This is a genomic window from Ideonella oryzae (assembly GCF_024055665.1).
Lineage (GTDB): Bacteria > Pseudomonadota > Gammaproteobacteria > Burkholderiales > Burkholderiaceae_C > Ideonella > Ideonella oryzae.
The window spans coordinates 14360-32743 of record NZ_JAMXMC010000005.1; the positions used below are offsets into that span (position 1 = coordinate 14360).

15 protein-coding genes are annotated in these 18384 nt (G+C 69.0%); 2 read left to right on the top strand and 13 right to left on the bottom strand.

Annotated features, from left to right (window positions below):
- Positions 1–108 precede the first annotated feature (108 nt).
- Entirely contained in the window at positions 109–852 is a 744-nt protein-coding gene (gpmA, locus tag M0L44_RS08950) for a 2,3-diphosphoglycerate-dependent phosphoglycerate mutase (protein ID WP_252769336.1), read from the top strand.
- 20 nt (positions 853–872) lie between these two features.
- On the opposite strand, the gene M0L44_RS08955 is transcribed toward gpmA, so the two are convergent.
- The 6 genes from M0L44_RS08955 to M0L44_RS08980 are packed head-to-tail and all read right to left on the bottom strand — an operon-like array spanning position 873 to position 5391.
- A complete protein-coding gene (locus M0L44_RS08955; protein WP_252769338.1) occupies positions 873–1634 on the bottom strand; it encodes a lysophospholipid acyltransferase family protein in 762 nt (253 codons plus the stop codon).
- Positions 1635–1638: 4 nt separating this feature from the next.
- A complete protein-coding gene (locus M0L44_RS08960) occupies positions 1639–2946 on the bottom strand; it encodes a dihydroorotase (protein ID WP_252769339.1) in 1308 nt (435 codons plus the stop codon).
- Entirely contained in the window at positions 2943–3905 is a 963-nt protein-coding gene (locus tag M0L44_RS08965) for an aspartate carbamoyltransferase catalytic subunit (RefSeq protein ID WP_252769340.1), read from the bottom strand. Before M0L44_RS08965 ends, M0L44_RS08960 begins: the two co-directional genes overlap by 4 nt.
- On the bottom strand, positions 3906–4409 hold the full coding sequence (gene pyrR, locus M0L44_RS08970) for a bifunctional pyr operon transcriptional regulator/uracil phosphoribosyltransferase PyrR (RefSeq protein WP_252769341.1): 504 nt from the start codon (positions 4407–4409) through the stop codon (positions 3906–3908). It abuts the gene before it with no gap.
- Positions 4406–4813, bottom strand: a complete 408-nt coding sequence (ruvX, locus tag M0L44_RS08975; RefSeq protein ID WP_252769342.1) for a Holliday junction resolvase RuvX — start codon at positions 4811–4813, stop codon at positions 4406–4408. The genes pyrR and ruvX overlap by 4 nt, the downstream gene beginning before the upstream one ends.
- Complete coding sequence (locus M0L44_RS08980) at positions 4810–5391, bottom strand: YqgE/AlgH family protein (RefSeq protein WP_252769701.1); 582 nt, start codon at positions 5389–5391, stop codon at positions 4810–4812. Before M0L44_RS08980 ends, ruvX begins: the two co-directional genes overlap by 4 nt.
- Before the next feature lie 58 nt (positions 5392–5449).
- On the opposite strand from M0L44_RS08980, the gene M0L44_RS08985 reads away from it, so the two are divergent.
- Positions 5450–6949, top strand: coding sequence for a cryptochrome/photolyase family protein (locus tag M0L44_RS08985; RefSeq protein ID WP_252769344.1), 1500 nt, complete (start codon positions 5450–5452; stop codon positions 6947–6949).
- A 15-nt stretch (positions 6950–6964) separates the two neighbouring features.
- Here the strand turns inward: M0L44_RS08985 and M0L44_RS08990 are convergent, their stop codons facing one another.
- From M0L44_RS08990 to M0L44_RS09020, 7 genes are all read right to left on the bottom strand, one after another.
- On the bottom strand, positions 6965–7993 hold the full coding sequence (locus tag M0L44_RS08990; RefSeq protein WP_252769345.1) for a GGDEF domain-containing protein: 1029 nt from the start codon (positions 7991–7993) through the stop codon (positions 6965–6967).
- Between the two features lie 69 nt (positions 7994–8062).
- Complete coding sequence (locus M0L44_RS08995; protein WP_252769347.1) at positions 8063–14329, bottom strand: Hpt domain-containing protein; 6267 nt, start codon at positions 14327–14329, stop codon at positions 8063–8065.
- Between the two features lie 55 nt (positions 14330–14384).
- Entirely contained in the window at positions 14385–16703 is a 2319-nt protein-coding gene (locus tag M0L44_RS09000) for a methyl-accepting chemotaxis protein (protein WP_252769348.1), read from the bottom strand.
- Positions 16704–16748: 45 nt separating this feature from the next.
- Positions 16749–17270: a chemotaxis protein CheW gene (locus M0L44_RS09005; RefSeq protein ID WP_252769349.1), complete on the bottom strand. Its 522-nt coding sequence runs from the start codon at positions 17268–17270 to the stop codon at positions 16749–16751.
- 10 nt (positions 17271–17280) lie between these two features.
- On the bottom strand, positions 17281–17646 hold the full coding sequence (locus M0L44_RS09010) for a response regulator (RefSeq protein ID WP_256490217.1): 366 nt from the start codon (positions 17644–17646) through the stop codon (positions 17281–17283).
- A 70-nt stretch (positions 17647–17716) separates the two neighbouring features.
- Positions 17717–18130, bottom strand: a complete 414-nt coding sequence (locus M0L44_RS09015) for a response regulator (protein WP_304607939.1) — start codon at positions 18128–18130, stop codon at positions 17717–17719.
- Positions 18131–18199: 69 nt separating this feature from the next.
- A complete protein-coding gene (locus M0L44_RS09020; protein WP_084382701.1) occupies positions 18200–18352 on the bottom strand; it encodes a rubredoxin in 153 nt (50 codons plus the stop codon).
- Positions 18353–18384 lie beyond the last annotated feature (32 nt).

The following is an 18384-nucleotide window of genomic DNA, read 5'->3' on the forward strand; positions in this document are numbered from 1 at the left end:
GGGGCGGAATTCCAGGGGGAGTGAAAGGCCGCGAATTATAGAATCGAGGGCTTCGCGCCCTTTCCCCACCCTGGCTGCCGCGGGCAGCCGCAACCGATCTCGAAAGCCATGCACAAGCTTGTCCTGATCCGCCACGGCGAATCGACCTGGAACCTGGAAAACCGCTTCACCGGCTGGACCGACGTGGAACTGACCCCCACCGGCATCTCCCAGGCCATGGCCGCGGGCAAGCTGCTCAAGGCCGAGGGTTACGACTTCGACGTCGCCTACACCTCGGTGCTCAAGCGCGCGATCCACACCCTGAACTACTGCCTGGAAGAGATGGACCGCATCTGGCTGCCGGTGGTGAAGGACTGGCGTCTGAACGAGCGCCACTACGGCGGCCTGCAGGGCCTGAACAAGGCCGACATGGCCAAGCAGTACGGCGACGAACAGGTGCTGATCTGGCGCCGCAGCTACGACACCCCGCCGCCCGCGCTGGAGGCCAATGACCCCCGCGGCCAGCGCCAGGACGCCCGTTACGCCAAGCTGCAGCCCGAGCAGGTGCCGCTGACCGAATGCCTGAAGGACACCGTGGCCCGCGTGATGCCCTGCTGGAACGAGGTGCTGGCCCCGGCGATCCAGAGCGGCCAGCGCGTGATCATCTCGGCGCACGGCAACTCCATCCGCGCCCTGGTGAAGTACCTGGACGGCATCAGCGACCAGGACATCGTCGGCCTGAACATCCCCAACGGCGTGCCGCTGGTCTATGAGCTGGACGACAACCTCAAGCCGATCCGCCACTACTACCTGGGCGACGCCGAGGCGGTGGCCAAGGCCGCCGCAGCCGTGGCCAGCCAGGGCAAGGCCTGAGCGGCGGCTGAAGTCTGCGGTCAGGCCGTTGCGGCCTGATCCAGAACGGTCTGCAGCTGAGCCTGCAGATGCTCCGCCAGGGCCCGCCGGTCGGCGTGGGCCGTGCCCTGGGCCGGCAGGAAGTGCACATGCACCACCAGCCCGCGGGCGCTGATGATCTTCCAGATGCTGCCGATCAGCGTGGTGTCGCCGATGTACTGCGCCGCCGTGCCGAAGACCTGCCCCGGCTCGCTGTAGCGCAGCACGATGGGCTGCACCGGCGCCTCCACCGCGATGGCCGCCTGCAGCAGGTTGGCATGGAGGGGCAGCACCTGCGGCCCGGGGCCGGTGGTGCCTTCCGGGAAGACCGCCACCGAATCGCCCTGGCGCAGGGCCTCGGCCATCTGATGCACCACGCGCAACGCGTCGCGCTTGCGCTCACGCTCGATGAACAGCGTGCCGACGTGGCGGATCAGCCAGCCCAGCAGCGGCCAGCGCAGCACGTCCGCCTTGGAGACGAAACGCGCCTGCGGGCAGGCCGCATGGATGCTGGCAATGTCCAGCCAGGACACATGGTTGGCGATGAACAGCGTGGCCCCCGGACGCGGGGCGCCCTGCAGGTCCAGCCGGGCCCCGATCAGGCGGATGAGCCTGCCGCTCCACCACTGCATGTAGGGTTGGCGGCCCTTCGCGTCCAGATGGCGAAAGCGCAGGGCCACCATGGCCATGCCGTGCAGCAGATGCAGCGCCAACCGCGCCAGGCGCCAGAGCGCCAGCGGCAGGCGCAACAACTTCCCCGGCACGGACTCAGCGCGCCTGATAGGCCACGGTGCCCGCCACCAGCGTGGCGCGCACCTGGCCCGGCAGCGCCATGCCGCAGTGGCTGAAGTCGAAGGGGGTGGATTTGCCGCGGCTCTTGAGCACGGCGGGGCTCACCTGCCAGACCGCCGCCGGATCGAAGACGCAGAGGTCGGCCACGCCGCCCTCGACGATCTGCCCGGCGCTGCCGGCCAGCGAACCCAGCGATTCGCCCAGCACCTGCACCGGCTTGCTGGTGATGCGCGCCAGCGTGTCGGCCAGCGACAGGCCGCTGTCCTGGCCCCACTTGAGCGCCAGGCTCAGCAGCAGCTCCAGGCCGGTGCCACCCGGCTCGGCTTCGGCAAAGGGCACGGTCTTGGCATCCGAATCCACCGGCGTGTGGTCCGACACCAGGGCGTCGATCGTGCCATCCGCCAGACCGGCGCGCAGCGCGTCGCGGTCGGCCTGCTGGCGCAGCGGCGGGCTCAGGCGCATGGCCGAATTGAAGTAGCCGATGTCCACGTCGGTCAGGTGCAGCGAATGGATGCTGACGTCGGCGGTGATGGGCAGGCCCTCGGCCTTGGCCTGGCGCACCAGGGCCACGCCCGCCGCGCTGGACAGGCGGCACAGGTGCACCCGGGCGCCGGTGGCGCGCACCAGCTCAAACAGGGTGTGCAGGGCGATCGTCTCGGCGGCCACCGGCACGCCCGACAGGCCCAGCCGGGTCGCGACGGCGCCGCTGGCGGCCACGCCCTTGCCCAGGCTGGCGTCCTGGGGCCTCAGCCACACCGGGTAGCCGTGGGTGGAGGCGTACTGCAGGGCACGCAACAGCACCAGGGTGTCGCCGATCGGCACCTCGGCCTGGGAGAAGCCCACGCAGCCCGATTCGGTCAGCTCGACCATCTCGGTCAACGACTCGCCGGCCAGGCCGCGGGTGAGCGCCCCCAGCGGGAAGAGACGGCACAGGCTGAGCTTGCGGGCACGGAACTTCAGCATGTCCACCAGGCCGGGTTCGTCCAGGGCCGGGTCGGTGTCGGGCGGGCAGACCAGGCTGGTGACGCCACCGGCAGCCGCGGCGTTCAGCTCGCTCTCCAGCATGCCCTCGTGTTCGTGGCCGGGCTCGCGCAGGCGGGCCGACAGGTCCACCAAGCCGGGCGAGACGACACAGCCCTCGGCCTCGATGATGCGGTCGGGCGTGAAGTCGGCGGCCACACCGCCGACGCTTCGGATGCGGCCCGAGGCCACGGCGATGTCGGCACGCTCATCACGGCCGGTGGCCGGGTTCACCACGCGGCCGTTGCGGATCAGGACTTTCATGCTTCGTTCCCCGCGATGATGGACATCACCGCCATGCGCACGGCGATGCCGAAGGTGACCTGGGGCAGGATCACGCTGTGGGTGCCATCGGCCACCGGCGAGTCGATCTCGACGCCGCGGTTGATCGGGCCCGGGTGCATCACGATGGCGTCGGGCTTGGCCAGCGCCAGCTTCTCGTCGGTCAGGCCGTAGGTTTTGAAGTACTCGCCAGCGCTGGGCAGCATCGCGCCGCTCATGCGCTCGTTCTGCAGGCGCAGCATGATGATCACGTCGGCGCCGCGGATGCCCTCGGCCAGGTCGCGGCAGACCCGCACGCCCATGCCGGCCAGGTCGCCGGGCACCAGGGTCTTGGGGCCGACGGCGCGGATGTCCGGCACACCCAGCGTGGTCAGGGCGTGGATGTCCGAGCGGGCCACGCGCGAGTGAACGATGTCGCCGACGATGGCCACGCTCAGCTGCGTGAAGTCCTTCTTGAAGTGGCGGATCGTGTACATGTCCAGCAACCCCTGGGTGGGGTGGGCATGGCGGCCGTCACCGGCGTTGACCACATGCACATGCGGCGCACAGTGCTGGGCGATCAGGTAGGGCGCGCCCGATTCGCTGTGGCGCACCACGAACATGTCGGCGTGCATGGCCGAGAGATTGGCCACCGTGTCCAGCAGGGTCTCGCCCTTGGCGGTGCTGGACTTGGCGATGTCCAGGTTCACCACGTCGGCCGACAGGCGCTTGGCCGCGATCTCGAAGGTGGTGCGGGTGCGGGTGCTGTTCTCGAAGAAGAGGTTGAACACGCTCTTGCCACGCAGCAGCGGCACCTTCTTCACCTCCCGGTCATTGACCGACAGGAAGGTGCCCGCGGTGTCCAGGATGTGGTGGATGACATCGCGGGGCAGGCCCTCGGTGGTCAGCAGGTGGACCAGCTCACCGTGCTGGTTGAGCTGCGGATTGCGCTTGGAGAGCATTCAGTGCTCCTCTTGGAGAGTGAAAGTGAAGGCGCTGCCGTCGGTGCGGGCCAGCGACAGGCGCTGGGCCGCCGGCAGTGTCACGCGGGCAGCCGCGAAGGCCGGCTGGATGGGCAGCTCGCGCCCGCCCCGGTCCACCAGCACCGCCAACTGCACGCTGGCGGGCCGGCCGAAGTCGAACAGCTCGTTGATGACCGCCCGGATGGTGCGGCCGGTGTAGAGCACGTCGTCGATCAGCAGGATGTGCCGGCCATCGATGGCGAAGGGCAGCTGGGTGGCATCGGCGGTGCTGGCCAGGCCGCGGGCACCGAAGTCATCGCGGTGCAGGGTGCTGGAGATCACTCCATGCGCGCCCGGCAGGCCCAGGTCGGCCTGCAGGCGCTCGGCCAGCCAGGCGCCACCGGACCAGATGCCCACCAGGGACAGTTCGGGCTTCAACAGACTTTTGACGCCCTGGCGCAATTCGACGTACAGGGCCTCGGCATCGAGGGACAGGCTGCTCATGGGCTGGGGTGCTCCCGGAAGAACTGGTCGAGGATGATGGCGGCGGACGCGGCGTCGGCATCGGCGGCGCCCGAGGACAGGGCCTCGGTGGTGGTGTAGCGCTCATCCACCTCGTGGACCGGCAGACGGAAACGCCCATGCAGCTGGCGCGCGAACTTGCGCGCCCGGCGGGTGTTTTCATGCTCGGCACCATCGGGGTGGAACGGTACGCCCACCACCAGCGCATCAGGTTGCCATTGCGCAATCAGCTCGGCAATGGCGGCAAACCGGGCGTCGCCCTGGGCGGCCACGGTGCGCAGCGGCTGCCCCTGGCGCATCAGGCCCGAGCCGGTGGCCACACCCACCCGCTTCTCGCCAAAATCAAACGCCAGGAACGACGAGGTGGACAGGCCACCAGCGCTCATGCGTGCCCCGCTTCCTGCGAAAGCATGCGCGGATCGAAACCCAGCAGGGCCAGCGCCTTCATGTAACGCTCGTCCACCGGGGTGTCGAAGATGATGGCCGGATCGGCCGGGACGGTCAGCCAGCCGTTTCGGCCCAGCTCGTCTTCCAGCTGGCCCGCACCCCAGCCGCTGTAGCCCAGGGTGACCAGCACGCGCCGGGGGCCTTCGCCGCGGGCGATGGCCTCCAGCACATCCTTGCTGGTGGTCATGGCCAGGCCCTCGGGCACGTTCAGGGTGGAGCTGTAGACCGGTCCCTCGTCGGCCGCGCCGGCGTCATGCAGCACGAAGCCCCGTTCGGTCTGCACCGGGCCGCCAAAGTACACCGGCTGCTCGGCCAGGGCGGTGTCGCCCAGGGCCAGGTCGATCTTCTCGAACAGTTCGCCGAGGTTGATGTCCACCGGCTTGTTCACCACCAGGCCCAGGGCGCCCTGGTCGTTGTGCTCGCACAGGTAGACCACGGAGCCGGCAAAGCGTTCGTCCGCCATGCCCGGCATCGCGATCAGGAACTGATTGGTGAGGTTGATGCCGTCCGCCGCCATGGCGCGCATTCTATTTCAGGGCTCCCCCCGGTCGGGCAAATGCCGCGACACTCACACCATGACGACCCGATTCGACCGTGCCCTGGTCTGGTTCCGGCGCGACCTGCGCACCGAGGACCATGCCGCCCTGTACGCGGCCTGCCGAGCCGCCCGACAGGTGTTCTGCCTGTTCGTCTTCGACACCGACATCCTGGCCCCCCTGCCCCGGCAGGACCGCCGGGTGGAGTTCATCCGCGACAGCCTGGTGGACCTGGACCACCAGTTGCAGGCCCTGGGCTTGTCCCATGGCGTCGATGGCGTGCGGCTGGTGGTGCGCCACGGCCGTGCCCGCCAGGTGGTGGCCGACATGGCCCGCACGCTGGGCGTGCAGGCCGTGTATGCCAACCACGACGACGAGCCCGACGCCCTGGCCCGGGATGCCGCCGTGCGCGGCGCGCTGGCTGGCGAGGACGTGTCCTTCTACACCAGCAAGGACCAGGTGGTCTTCGAGCGGGACGAGGTGATGACGGCCGGCGGCACGCCGTTCTCGGTCTTCACCCCGTACAAGAACGCCTGGCTGAAGAAGCTGACGCCCTTCTACCTGAAGGCCTATCCGGTGGCACGCCACGCCGGCGCACTGGCACCGTGGCCGCAGACACTGCTGGGGCCGGCCAGCGGCGTGCCAGAGCTGCAGGACATCGACTTCCAACGCACCGACCTGCACCGCCTGCGCCTGCCCTCGGGCTCGGCTGGCGCCCAGGAACTGCTGGCCGATTTCCTCGACCGCATCGACGCCTATGACCACGCACGCGACTTCCCGGCCGTCAAGGGCCCCAGCTACCTGAGCACCCACCTGCGCTTCGGCACGGTGTCCATCCGGCGCCTGGCCCGCGAGGCCTGGCAACGCATGGAAGGTGGCTCGCGGGGCGCCGAGGTGTGGCTGTCCGAACTGGTCTGGCGCGACTTCTATCACCAGATCCTGCACCACCACCCGCATGTGGTGGGCCACGCCTTCCGCCCCGAATACGAGGCCATCCACTGGGACCACGGCAAGACGGCCGACGCGCACTTCGAGGCCTGGTGCCAGGGCCGCACCGGCTACCCGCTGGTGGACGCCGCGATGCGCCAGCTGGCCCAGACGGGCTACATGCACAACCGGCTGCGCATGGTGAGCGCCAGCTTCCTGGTCAAGGACCTGGGCATTGACTGGCGGCGCGGCGAGGCCTGGTTCGCCCTGCACCTCAACGACTTCGATCTGGCCGCCAACAACGGTGGCTGGCAGTGGGCCGCCTCCACCGGCTGCGACGCCCAGCCCTGGTTTCGCATCTTCAACCCGGTGACCCAGAGCGAGAAGTTCGACCCCGAGGGCAAGTTCATCCGGCGCTATGTGCCCGAGCTGGCCAAGCTGCCGGCCACGGCCATCCACGCCCCCTGGCAGGCGCGCCCGCTGGAGTTGGCCGAGGCCGGGCTGCGACTGGAGGCGGACTACCCGCTGCCCATCGTGGACCACGCCGTGGCGCGGCAGCACACCCTGGCGCGCTATGCCGTGGTGAAGGAACGCGGCAAACCCGCGCCCTGAGGCTGCCGAGGCGTTCTAGAAGAACTCCACCTCGCTGGACTTGTCATCGTCGACCAGCCGGCCCTGGCGGACCAGGGCCTCCAGGCTGCGGACCTGGTCCCGGCCGTGGTTCTTGGCGTAGTAGACCGCCCGGTCCGCCCGCTCCACGGCGGCCACCGGGGTGTCGCCGGGACGCACATCGGTGAAACCGATGCTCAGCGTGAGCCGATGCACCTGCGGGAAGTTGTGGGTGGCCACCCGGGAACGGAAGCGGTCGAATGCCAGAAAGGCATCTTCCTCGGTCGTGCAGCGCAGCAGCACGACGAACTCCTCGCCCCCGAAGCGGTAGAGCTGATCGTAGTAGCGGAAAGTGCTGCACATCAGCTGGGAAACGATCAGCAGCACCTCGTCGCCAATGACGTGGCCGAAGTTGTCGTTGACCTGCTTGAAGTGATCGATGTCGAGCACCGCCAGCCAGTAACGGGGCGGAGCGGTCTGGCGCCGCTCCGTCTGTCCGTCCGGCAACAGGTCCTGCACAGGCTGGATGGCAGCCTTGTAGAAGGAGTCGTCGAAGCTCTTGCGGTTGAGCAGGCCCGTGAGGGTGTCGCGCTCGCTGTAGTCCAGCAGGCCCAGCTGGTTGCGCACCACGGCCAGCACGGCGTTGACGCCCCGCACCTGGGCCGGTGTGGGGGGCCGCTCGGTCACCACCTCGACCACCCCACCCTGTCCGTTCTGCCCAGGCAAGGGGAACAGGCTGAGACTGTCACTGGCCCGCCAGGCCCGGGGGCGCCCCGTCAGCAGGCAGTCCCGCCAGGCCGGCTGTTCGTCCAGGGCCGGCTGGTCACCGCTGTCGGTCCACAAGGGCACCAGGGCGGGCACATGGGGAGATTCTCCGCGTTGTGCCCGCGTGAGCCAGCGCTGTGCGCCTTCGTCGCCCACCACGCGATGCACCGCCACCCGCCGGGCCCGGGTCAGGTCGGCGACGGCGGCGACCAGGCCCGCGTCCAGCGCATCCCGGTCCCGCAGCCCGGTGAGGGCCGCCAACTGCTCCAGCAACTGGGTCATGGCGCGGCAAGAAGACCCGGCGTCGACGCGACCGCTGCACCCATGGGCCCGGCCGCGCCAACGCCCATGTCAGGCCTCCACCCTGGCCTGCACATAGCCCTGCACCAGCTTCAGCAACTGGTCTTCGTCGTAGGGCTTGCCCAGGTAGTGGTTGACCCCCAGTTCGCGGGCGTGTTCCTGGTGCTTCTCGGCAATCCGCGAGGTGATCATGATCACCGGCAGCGAGGCCAGCCGCACGTCCCCACGCACATTGCGCATCAGGTCAAAGCCGTCCATGCGGGGCATCTCGATGTCACACAGCATGACCACCGGCGTTTCCTCGGCCAGGCGTTCCAGGGCTTCCAGACCGTCCTTGGCCAGGGCCACGCGGTAGCCCTCGCGCTGCAGCAGCCGCTGGGTGACCCGACGCACCGTCAGGGAATCGTCCACCACCAGCACCAGCGGAGCCTTCACCTCGGGCTCGACCGGCTGCACCACCGGCACCAGCACTTCCGGCCCGGCGCCCTGCGTGGCCGCCTGGAGCTGTGCACGGACATCGGCACCGTACACCGCGACCAGGGCCACCGGGTTGTAAATCAGCACGGTCTCGCCACTGGCGCGCACCGACATGCCGGCCAGACCCGGCAAGCGCGAGAGCTGCGGTCCCAGGTTCTTCACCACCACTTCCTGGTTGCCCAGGATCTGGCTGACGTGGATGGCCACGCGCTGGTCTGCACTGCGCACCACCACCACGGGCAGGGTGCGGCCCTCGGCGGACCCACGCAGCGCGTCCTGCAACAGCGATCCCAGCCAGAAGAAGGGCAGATCCTCCTCGCCATGGCGCAGGACGCCCTGCGCATAAGCCTGCTCGATCTCGGCCGCGGGCACGCGCCGCACGGTTTCCACCAGCGTGGAGGGCACGGCCACGGTCTGGCTGCCGGCCTGCATCAGCACCACCTGCGTCACCGCGGTGGTCAGCGGCAGCAGCATGCGGAAGGCGGTGCCCTGCCCGGAGGTGCTGGCGGTCTCGATGCGGCCGCCCATCGCGGTCACCTCGGTTCGGACCACGTCCATGCCCACCCCGCGCCCCGCCAGCTCGGTCACCTCGTCGGCCGTGGAGAAACCCGGCGCAAAGATCAGCGAAGCCAGCTCGGCCTCGGTGGGACGGCTGTCGGCGGTCAGCAGGCCGGCCGCCGTCGCCCGCTCGGCGATGCGGGCCAGATTCAGACCCGCGCCATCGTCGCGCACGTCCAGCTGCACTTCATTGCCGCTCTGGCGCACCACCACATCGATGCCGCCCACGGACGGCTTGCCCAGCGCCTCGCGCAGGCCAGCCGGCTCAATGCCATGCACGACGGCATTGCGCAGCAAATGTTCCAGCGGCGGCGCGATGCGGTCCAGCACCGCCCGGTCCATTTCGATCCCGCCCCCCGAGAAGTTCAGCCGCACCTGCTTGCCGGTTTCCTTGGCCGCCTGGCGCACCACGCGGTAAAGGCGGTCCGACAGTGTGTCGAACTCCACCATCCGGGCCCGCAGCAGATCGTCCTGCAGGTCACGCGCCAGACGGGCCTGCATGGCCAGTTGGTCTTCCGCGTCCTGCAAGGTCTGCAGCAAGCTGCGCTGCACGGTGCCCACGTCGGACACGGACTCGGCCATCATCCGGGTCAGTTCCTGCACCCGGGTGAAGCGGTCCATCTCCAGCGGATCAAAGGACTGTTGCGAACTGCGCGCCGCCTCGATGCGGGTGGCCATCTGGGTTTCGGCCTGCAGTTCCAGATCGCGCAGTTGGCGGCGCAGACGCTCCAGGTTGTCGGTCAGCTCACGCAGGCTGCCCTGCATCTGGCCGACGTCCGCCTCCATGCGGGCACGGGCAATACCCACTTCACCGGCATGGCTGACCATGCGGTCCAGCAGTGGCGCACGCACACGCACGCTGCCGGCGGCCAGCTCGGCGGCCGTGCCCAGATCGGCCGGAGCATGGCCCGCGACCGCAAAGCCCTTGGCCAGACGGGACCAGTCCACCCGCACGGCGGGTGTCGCCGAAGCGGCGCCCTCATCGGACACCGGCACGGGCGAGATCTCGTCCAGCTCTGGCTCCGAGGACAGGGCTTGCGCCAGACTCTCCGTCGCCACCGGCTCCAGCTCGGGCGGAGCCACCGGTGCCTCCACCGGCTCGGGCAGGGACTCGAAGCCACCGGCCTGCAGGCGGGCAAACTCTTCGGCCAGCTGGTCCACCCCCTGGTACAGCTGGCTGATCGCACCGGTCTCCACCTGGCCTCGGGCCATGTGGCGCTCGATCGCGGTCTCCAGCCGGTGAGCCATTTCGCCCAGGCGCATGGCGCCGGCCAGGCGTGCGCCCCCCTTGAAGGTGTGCAGGGCCCGCATCGCCGCCACGCCGGCATTCATCTGATCGGGCTGGGCCTCCCACAGGCGCAGGTGCTCGGCCAGTTGAGGCAGCAGTTCAGCGCCCTCTTCGACGAAGATGTCGAAGAGCTCGGCATCGATCGCGTCGGACGCCTCGATCTGTTCGCCCAGCAGGGTGGCTGCCCCCGCAGGCTCGGCACGCACCGGGGCCGCGGCAGCCGTGGGGGACGGCTCGGCATGCTCCAGGGCTGAGAACCTCATCTCGCCCAGCGGGTTGAGCGCCGCAAAGGACGTCACCGGCCGATCAGCATCCTCATCGGCTTCTCCGCGCTCTTCCCCATCGGACTGCGCGGTTTCTTCCAGGGCCGCCAGACGCTCGATCAGCTGCACCTCGTCATGCTCGTGCGAGCTCAGTTGCTCCAGGATCTCGGCCTGCACCGGCTTCAGGAAGCCGGCGGCGAATTGATGGAGCAGGCGCCGGATCTCTTCGGCCACCGCCAGGTAGAGCGTGGCCTCGACCGCCTCGCCACGGCCGCGCGCGTGAGATCGTTCCAACGCATGTTCCAGCCGACGGGCCAGGCTGGAAAGGTCCTGGAAGCCCACGGTGGCGGAGTTGCCCGCCAGGGAATGGGCCAACGCGACCGCGGTCTCGCCGACCGGACGGTCCAGCTCCAGCTGCCACTCCGACAGCTCGGTGCTCAAACGGCGCGACTGCTCGTCGGCCTCATTGAGGTAGATGTTGAACAGCGCGATCTGGATGCGCAGCGGACCCACCACCTTGTAGCGCTCTGCGTCATCCTCCGGCGGCGCCGCGGCCTCCGCAGGCCCGGCCGGCAACTCGGAGCGTTGCACGCTGGGCTCCACCTGTTCCGACGGCTCCACCTCGGGCGTGGGCATCGCACCCGCAGCGGTTTCGGCCCAGACCGGCTCGGTCGGCCCCGCCTCTGGAGCAGACAGGCCGGACGACACCTCGGCCGGTGTCTCCGGCAGCATGCCCGGCTCGGAGGGCGCCCCCTCTTCCTGCAGACCGTTCACACGCTCGTGCAGTTCCTCGGACACCCAGGCTTCCAGGAGAACAGGCTCCTCGCGGGGCGGGGCCGGGGGCATCGCCGCAAGCTCAGGGGCTTCGTCCATCTGGGTGTCAGACCAGGAGGGCGGCAGCCCGCCGGTCAGATCCGGCGAAGGCTCGATGGTGGTGGGAGGCTCGTTCTCCACCTCTCCGGTGGCCACCACATCCCGCAGATCCGACGGCAGTTCCAGCAGCGACAGACGGTCTGGCGCCTCGCCCGGAGCCTGGGGGGGTTCAGGCGCATCGAAGCTGAGGTCCAGATCCAGATCGGGCATGGCCATCGCGGGCCCCGTGCCGGCATCCAGATCCAGGTCCAGATCGATCAGATGAGGATCCACTTCGGGCGTCGGGGACGCCGGCTCGGTGAGCGCCTCGTCCAGGATCGGCAGGGGCATGGTGGCCGCGGCCCAGGCCGCCGACGGGTCCACGACCTCAGAAACCTCGGGCATCTCGACCGCCGGCACGGCCGACGGCTCTTCCTGGGCAGGCGCCGCTGCCACAGCCGCGCCTTGTGCTCCCAGACGCAGCGCCTGCGCCTCGGCCATCAGCGCGGCGCCCTGGGGGGCGTCGTCCTGACCTTCGGCGATCCGGCCGACCCAGTCTTCCAACTGGTCCAGGGCGCGTCCGGTGAAGTCACACAGCGGTTCGTCGGCCCGCACGACCGCCTCGGCCAGACGGGCGTTGTAGAGCTGCTCGCAGGACCAGGCCGCCTCGCCAAAGGCCATGAGACCCACCATGCGGGAACTGCCCTTGAGTGTGTGGAAAGCCCGGCGCACCGTGGTCATCGCCTCGAGATCGCTGGCGTCCGCACGCAGGCCCGCCAGGCCTTCCCGCGCCTGTTCGAGCACCTCGCGCGCCTCTTCCAGGAAGATCTCGCGCATGTCGTCATCGTCGTCGCCTGCGGGCGCCGACACCGGCAACGTCGCAGGCGGAGCCGGCGGCGTGGCCAGGGCGGACAGCGCCTGGACCACATCCGCCCGCGCGGCTTCCTCGGCCTGCGCGTCCTGTGCCTGGGCCAGCGCCTCGCGGGCCTGGCTCACCACCTGAGCCACATCGGACTGGTCGGCGGCCACGGCCTGGTCGGCCAGGCCTTCCAGGTGGCGATGAAGGTCCTCGGTCGAGACCCCCTCCTGCTCGGCACTGCGGGCCAGGGTCTGCACCTGGTCCATCAGCGCGGGCTCCACGTCGACCGGCTTGGCCGCCGACTTCGCGCGGCCCATCAGGGCGGCAAAGCGGCCAGTGGACGGGTCAAAGCGGAACAGGGCCTTGGCCAGCTGGGGCTGCACGCCCAGCATGTCGATCAGAAAGGACAGAGCCCCCAGGTTGTCAGCCAGTTGCTCGGTGGCACGGGAGGCATCGGCATCCTGGGCCAACACGGCGGCCACGTCATCACGCATGCGCTGCACGGCCTGGGCCGCCTGGTCCAGGCCCAGCACCGACAGCACGCCACGCATGGCGTTGAACTGGTTGGGCACCGGCGTGAGCGCGTCGCGCTCGTCCGTATTGCGGTTGAAGCGGTCGAGCTGCTGCTCGATCTCGGCCAGCGTGGCACGCAGTTCCTGCACCACGCTGCCCATGGACTGACGGTCGGAGACGTCGCGGTACAGCGTCTCGACCCAGGGCTCCAGCGGCGGCGCCGAACCACCGGCCGTCACCACCTCCAGCCGTTGGGCCACCTGCTGGATGCGATCCTGCAGGTCCGGGTGCTCCGGATCGGCCTCGTCCAGCGAGGCATCCAGGCAGAGCAAGGTCGTGGCCACTTCCATGGCCAGCTCCGGCGAGGGACCGCGCCCCGCCTGCACCGCGCTCTCGGTGGCCGTCTGCAGGGCCTGGGCCAGCCGCTCGCCATCCTGGTAGATGTGGCGGATCGACTCACCCACCTGGGCCGTCTGCTCGTGCAAGCTGGCCAGAGAGGCCAGTTCGCCCGAAGCGACCAGCGACCAGCTTTCCTTGAGGGCGGCCACGCGGCGACGGGCCTGAGGCACCAGGGCCGGGTCGTAGCGTCCCAGCGGGCTGTGCTCGTAGTCGGCACCGTCCAGCGCAGGCAGGGCGCACTGGCGTGCCACCTGGGACAGACGCGGGGCCTGGGCGTCGTCGCGGCGCGCGCGGGCACAGAAGAACAGCAGATCCTGCAGCAGCCGGTCCGGGCAGTCCTGCGCGCCCCGTTCCACGGCCCGCAGCTGCACCAGCAGGCGCGAAGCCAGGCGCTTGGCCAGCAGATCGGGTGGCAGCAGGCCCTGAGCCTGCGCCTCGAAGAAGCCCGAGGCCAGGCGCCAGGCCAGGCCCAGCCGGCCCTCGGTGCGCTCGCCCAGCTGGGCAAAGGCATCGCTCATGCGGCGGGCCGCGGCCACATCGCCCCGCAGGTACTTCAGCAAACGGGCTTCCACCGCCTGGCGCACACGCGGATCGGGCGCAGTGGCGGCCGAGGGCGCCGCCGCCGGCAGCACCGGAATGGCTTCCCAGAGGTCCGAGGGATGGATGCGCTCGGCACCGGCCAGGGTCATGACCTCGCGGTACTGCGGGAACAGGCCCAGTTCGGACGGCGCCCGACCGGCAAGCTGCCGGCCCAGGAAATCCAGCACCGCGAAAGACGCCTTCTCGATCGCCTCGACGGGCCCGGCCTCGCAGACCAGCTCACCCCGGTCAATGCGCTGGACGACCTGCTCGCTGGCGCGCAGCACGCGCGCCGCGCTCACCTGCCCGATCAGTTCCAGGGCACCCACGCCCTGGTGGATCAGGTTGCGCGCCTGCTGCAACGCCGGGTGCGACGCCGGCGCGGGAACCTCGGCCGGCTGCAACTCCTGGTTGCGCAGCTGACGGCGCAGGGACTTGTGCGCGTTGTCGAGCGTCCTGCGGAGTTCATCCTGGACCCAGGCCAGTGCGCTCAGGTCCCCCGGCAGTTCTTGATCGTGAGTTGAATCCATGGTCGTGCCGGGTTCCTATGTCGTCCCTCAGGCTGCCGTGCTGCCTGCTGCAAGGTCAGGCAATCTTGAAACGGTCCACCGTTTGACGCAGTTCATCGGCAGATCGCGACAGGTCATGAACCATTTGTGCGGTCGAGCGCGTGCCCTCACCGGTCTGCTCGGTCACGGCGAAAATGTGCTGGATGTTGGCCGCCACCACGTTGGCGGACTCCGCTTCGCTGCGGGCCTCGTGGGAGATGCCGTCGATCAGTTCGGAGAGCTCGCGCGTCACGCGGTCGATCTCGACCAGGGCCGCACCGGCCGCGTCGGACAGCTGCGCGTTCTGCACCACGCCCTGCGTCGACTGCTCCATGGCGGCCACAGCGTCCTGGGTGTCGGTCTGAATGGTCTTCACCAGGGCCGCGATCTGTCGCGTCGCATCGGCCGAGCGTTCGGCCAGCCGCTGCACTTCTTCGGCCACCACCGAGAAGCCCCGACCCGCTTCACCGGCGGAGGCCGCCTGGATGGCGGCGTTCAGCGCCAGCACGTTGGTCTGCTCGGTAATGTCGGAAATCAGCTCGGTGATTTCGCCAATCTCCTGCGAGGATTCACCCAGTCGCTTGATGCGCTTGGAGGTCTCCTGGATCTGCTCGCGCAGCGTGTTCATGCCGTCGATGGTGTCGGCCACCGCCTTGCGGCCGGAGTCCGCAGCTTCCAGCGACTGACGGGCCACCGCGGCCGTCTGCTGGGCCTGTGCCGACACCTGGTTGATGCGCACGGCCATCTGCAGCACCGACTCGCCGGTTTCGCGGATCTCGCGCAGCTGCTCGGTGGACGCCGCCAGCAGTTCGGTGGAGGTCTGCTCCACCTGCTGCGTGGTCTCCGTCACCCGGGCCGCCGTGCCCTGCACCTGGGCCACCAGGGAGCGCAGCTCTTCCACCGTGTAGTTCACCGAGTCGGCGATGGCGCCGGTGATGTCCTCGGTCACCGTGGCCTGCTGGGTCAGGTCGCCCTCGGCCACCGTCTGCAGTTCGTTCATCAGCCGCAGAATGGCCGCCTGGTTGGCGTCGTTCACGCGCTTGGCTTCACGCTCCTGGTCCTCGGCGGCCACCCGCTGGGCTTCGGCCTGCTGGGCCCGCAAGGCCTGGTTGCGCACATACAGTCGCAGCAGACCCGCACCGCCGGCCAGGATGGCCGCGGCGGAGGCCAGCAGCGCGATCAGGTAGCCGGCGCTCAGGCCGCCACCGCTTTCCAGGCTGCGCTGCACCTGCTCCAAACCCTTACGCAGCGGTTCGGAGTCCGCCACGATGGCGTTCTGGGCTTCGCGCGCAGCCACCAGGCCTTGCAGGTTGCCCAGAATGGCCGTGGCCTGCGCCCGGGTCTCTTCGTACTGCGAGATGAGCTGTTCCAGGCGCTCGCGGGTGGCGGCGTCCTTGGTGCCGGGCAGGCGCAACTCGGCATTGCCACGCAGCAGGCCGTCGGCAATCTCCCGGAAGGAGTTCAGGTCCTTGCCCAGCAGGAACACGGCCTCAGGGCTCACACCCTCCAGCGTCAGGAATTCGTTGGCGCTCTTGCCGATGCGCTGGGTCAGCATCACCAGCTCGCCCACGGCCGAGATCTCCACCGGCGAGGCGTTGCCCTGCAGCTTCAGCGAGGACACGGTCTCGGCCGTTTCCAGCAGGTCGGAGGACTGGCGGTTGATCAGGCGCAGCGCCTGCCCCACCTGGGTCAGCACGGTCTGCTGGGCCAGCACCACACCGGCGTTCTTCTCGGCGCGGTCGACCAGCGGCAGCAGCGGCGACAGCACGTCCTGGGTGCCACCGCCCACGGCGGTCAGATCCTCGTTGCCCTTGGCCAGGCCGCGCAGGTTGCGGGCCAGCACCTGGCCGCTCTCTCGCACTTCCGGGAAGGCCGCCGGACTGCCCACCAGTGCCTGGGACACCGACTTGGCCAGCCGCTGCGACTGCATCAGCGCCTGACCCGTGGCCGAGAGCTGACTGGCCTGGCGGTTGGCGGCACCCAGCGAGAGGGCACCGGTGATCACGAAGATCGCCGCGCCCGCACCCACCATCGTCAGCAGCAGACGCTGCTGCTCGTAGAGGGGACGACGGCCGATCAGCGGCAGCCCCGAAGACTCCTCGCCAAAGGTGGAGACATCCGGGGGCAGCTGGGACAGGCCAGGATCCTCGGCCTCCGGCGGCAAGGCCGCCGCCGGGGACGGGGCTTCAGCCCCTCCGGCGGACTGCTCCAGGCGTTGATCGATCTGCTCGAGCAGGCGATCAACCTCGTGATCCGCCCCTGTCGATCCCGCAGGCGCAGGAGACTCCACGGCATCGGATTCTTGAGAGGCCGACCGGGCGGCAAACTTGTTCTTCAACTGATCGAGCAGGCTCATCTCATCCTCTCAGGGAATGCCTCGAATCACGACAGGACAGCCACGTCAACCCGCAGCCACTTCAAGAAAAAGCGGATCCTGGACCAACGCCGCCAGATCCAGTTCATCCCAGACACGGCCCTGGCCATCGCGCCACTGCCGCACGGCAAACGCCGGACGAGGCCCTGTCTCCTCGGTCACGCGTTGCAGCTGATCGCTGTCGCGCAAACCGACCAGACGGTCGATCAGCAAGGCCGAGTTGACCCGCAGCCCGGGGTTGAACACCACCAGCTGCCCGGTACGTGCACCCGAACCCCGCTCCCGCAGGCCCAGAAAGGCGGCCAGGTCCATGACCGCATTGAGCTGGCCGCGGACGTTGGCCACCCCGACCAGCCAGGGTGCGGCGTGGGGCACCGGGGCCATTTCCCGCAGGGACTGGATCTCGCCAGCCTGCCCCAAGGGCAGCAGCAGACCGGCTCCCGCGCATTCCACCGCCAGCCAGCCCGCTTCGCGGGGCCGCTCGCGAGCGGCCTGCAGTCGGTTGGCCAGCCGAACCTGGAGCTCTCGCAGCGCTTCCTTGTTGGACATCGCCGCCTGCTCAGCCCAGAGCCTGGATCTTGGCCATCAGGTCATCGGCATCGACCGGCTTGACCACATAGTCGCGTGCGCCCTGGCGCAGCCCCCAGACCCGGTCGGTCTCCTGGTTCTTGCTGGTGCACATGATCACCGGCACATCCGCATAGCGGGGATCGCGGGTGATGGTGCGGGTCAGCTGGAAGCCGTTGGTGCCGGGCATGACCACATCCATCAGGATCAGGTCAGGCTTGGCCTCGGACAGGCGGCGCAGGGCCTCCTCGCCGCTTTCGGCCGTCCGGACGCTGAAGCCGCGCTTGGTCAGCATGTCCGAGAGGTAATGCAACTCGGTCTTCGAGTCGTCGACGAGAAGGATGTTCTGGATGCTCATGAAGCTACCCTGCAAAACAGCACCGCCACGGCAAGGCACACCTCAATGGTCGCCCCGGCCGCGGCTGGCATCACCGCTGCACGGCCAGCGCACGAAAATGCGCCACCGCCTGCAGCAACTGGTCTTTGGTGAAAGGCTTGGTCAGGTAATCGTCGGAGCCGACCATGCGACCGCGGGCCTTGTCGAACACCCCGTCCTTGGAGGACAGCATGATGACCGGCACCTGGGCGAACCGGGGGTTGCGCTTGATGATGGCGCAGGTCTGGTAGCCATCCAGCCGCGGCATCAGGATGTCGCAGAAGATGAGATCAGGTTCGAAATCATTGACTTTGGCCAAGGCATCGAAACCGTCCTCGGCCAGTATCACTTCGTACCCGCCCTGGCGCAGAAAGATTTCCGCGCTGCGCCGGATGGTGTTGCTGTCGTCAATCACCAGTACCCGGGTGGTTGGCGACGCAGTTTGCGTCAGACCCAAATCGGTCACCTCGCGCCCCTTAACGAATTACATCCCAACGGGTCTGACCGTCCTGCCTCTCGCACATCGCGATGCAGCTCAGATCTGAACCATCTCAAAATCTTCCTTGCGCGCACCGCACTCGGGGCAGGTCCAGTTCATGGGCACGTCCGCCCACTTGGTCCCCGGGGCAATGCCATGCTCGGGATCACCGGCAGCCTCGTCGTATATCCATCCGCAGATGAGACACATCCAGGTTGTGTTTTCGCTCACGGTATCCAAGC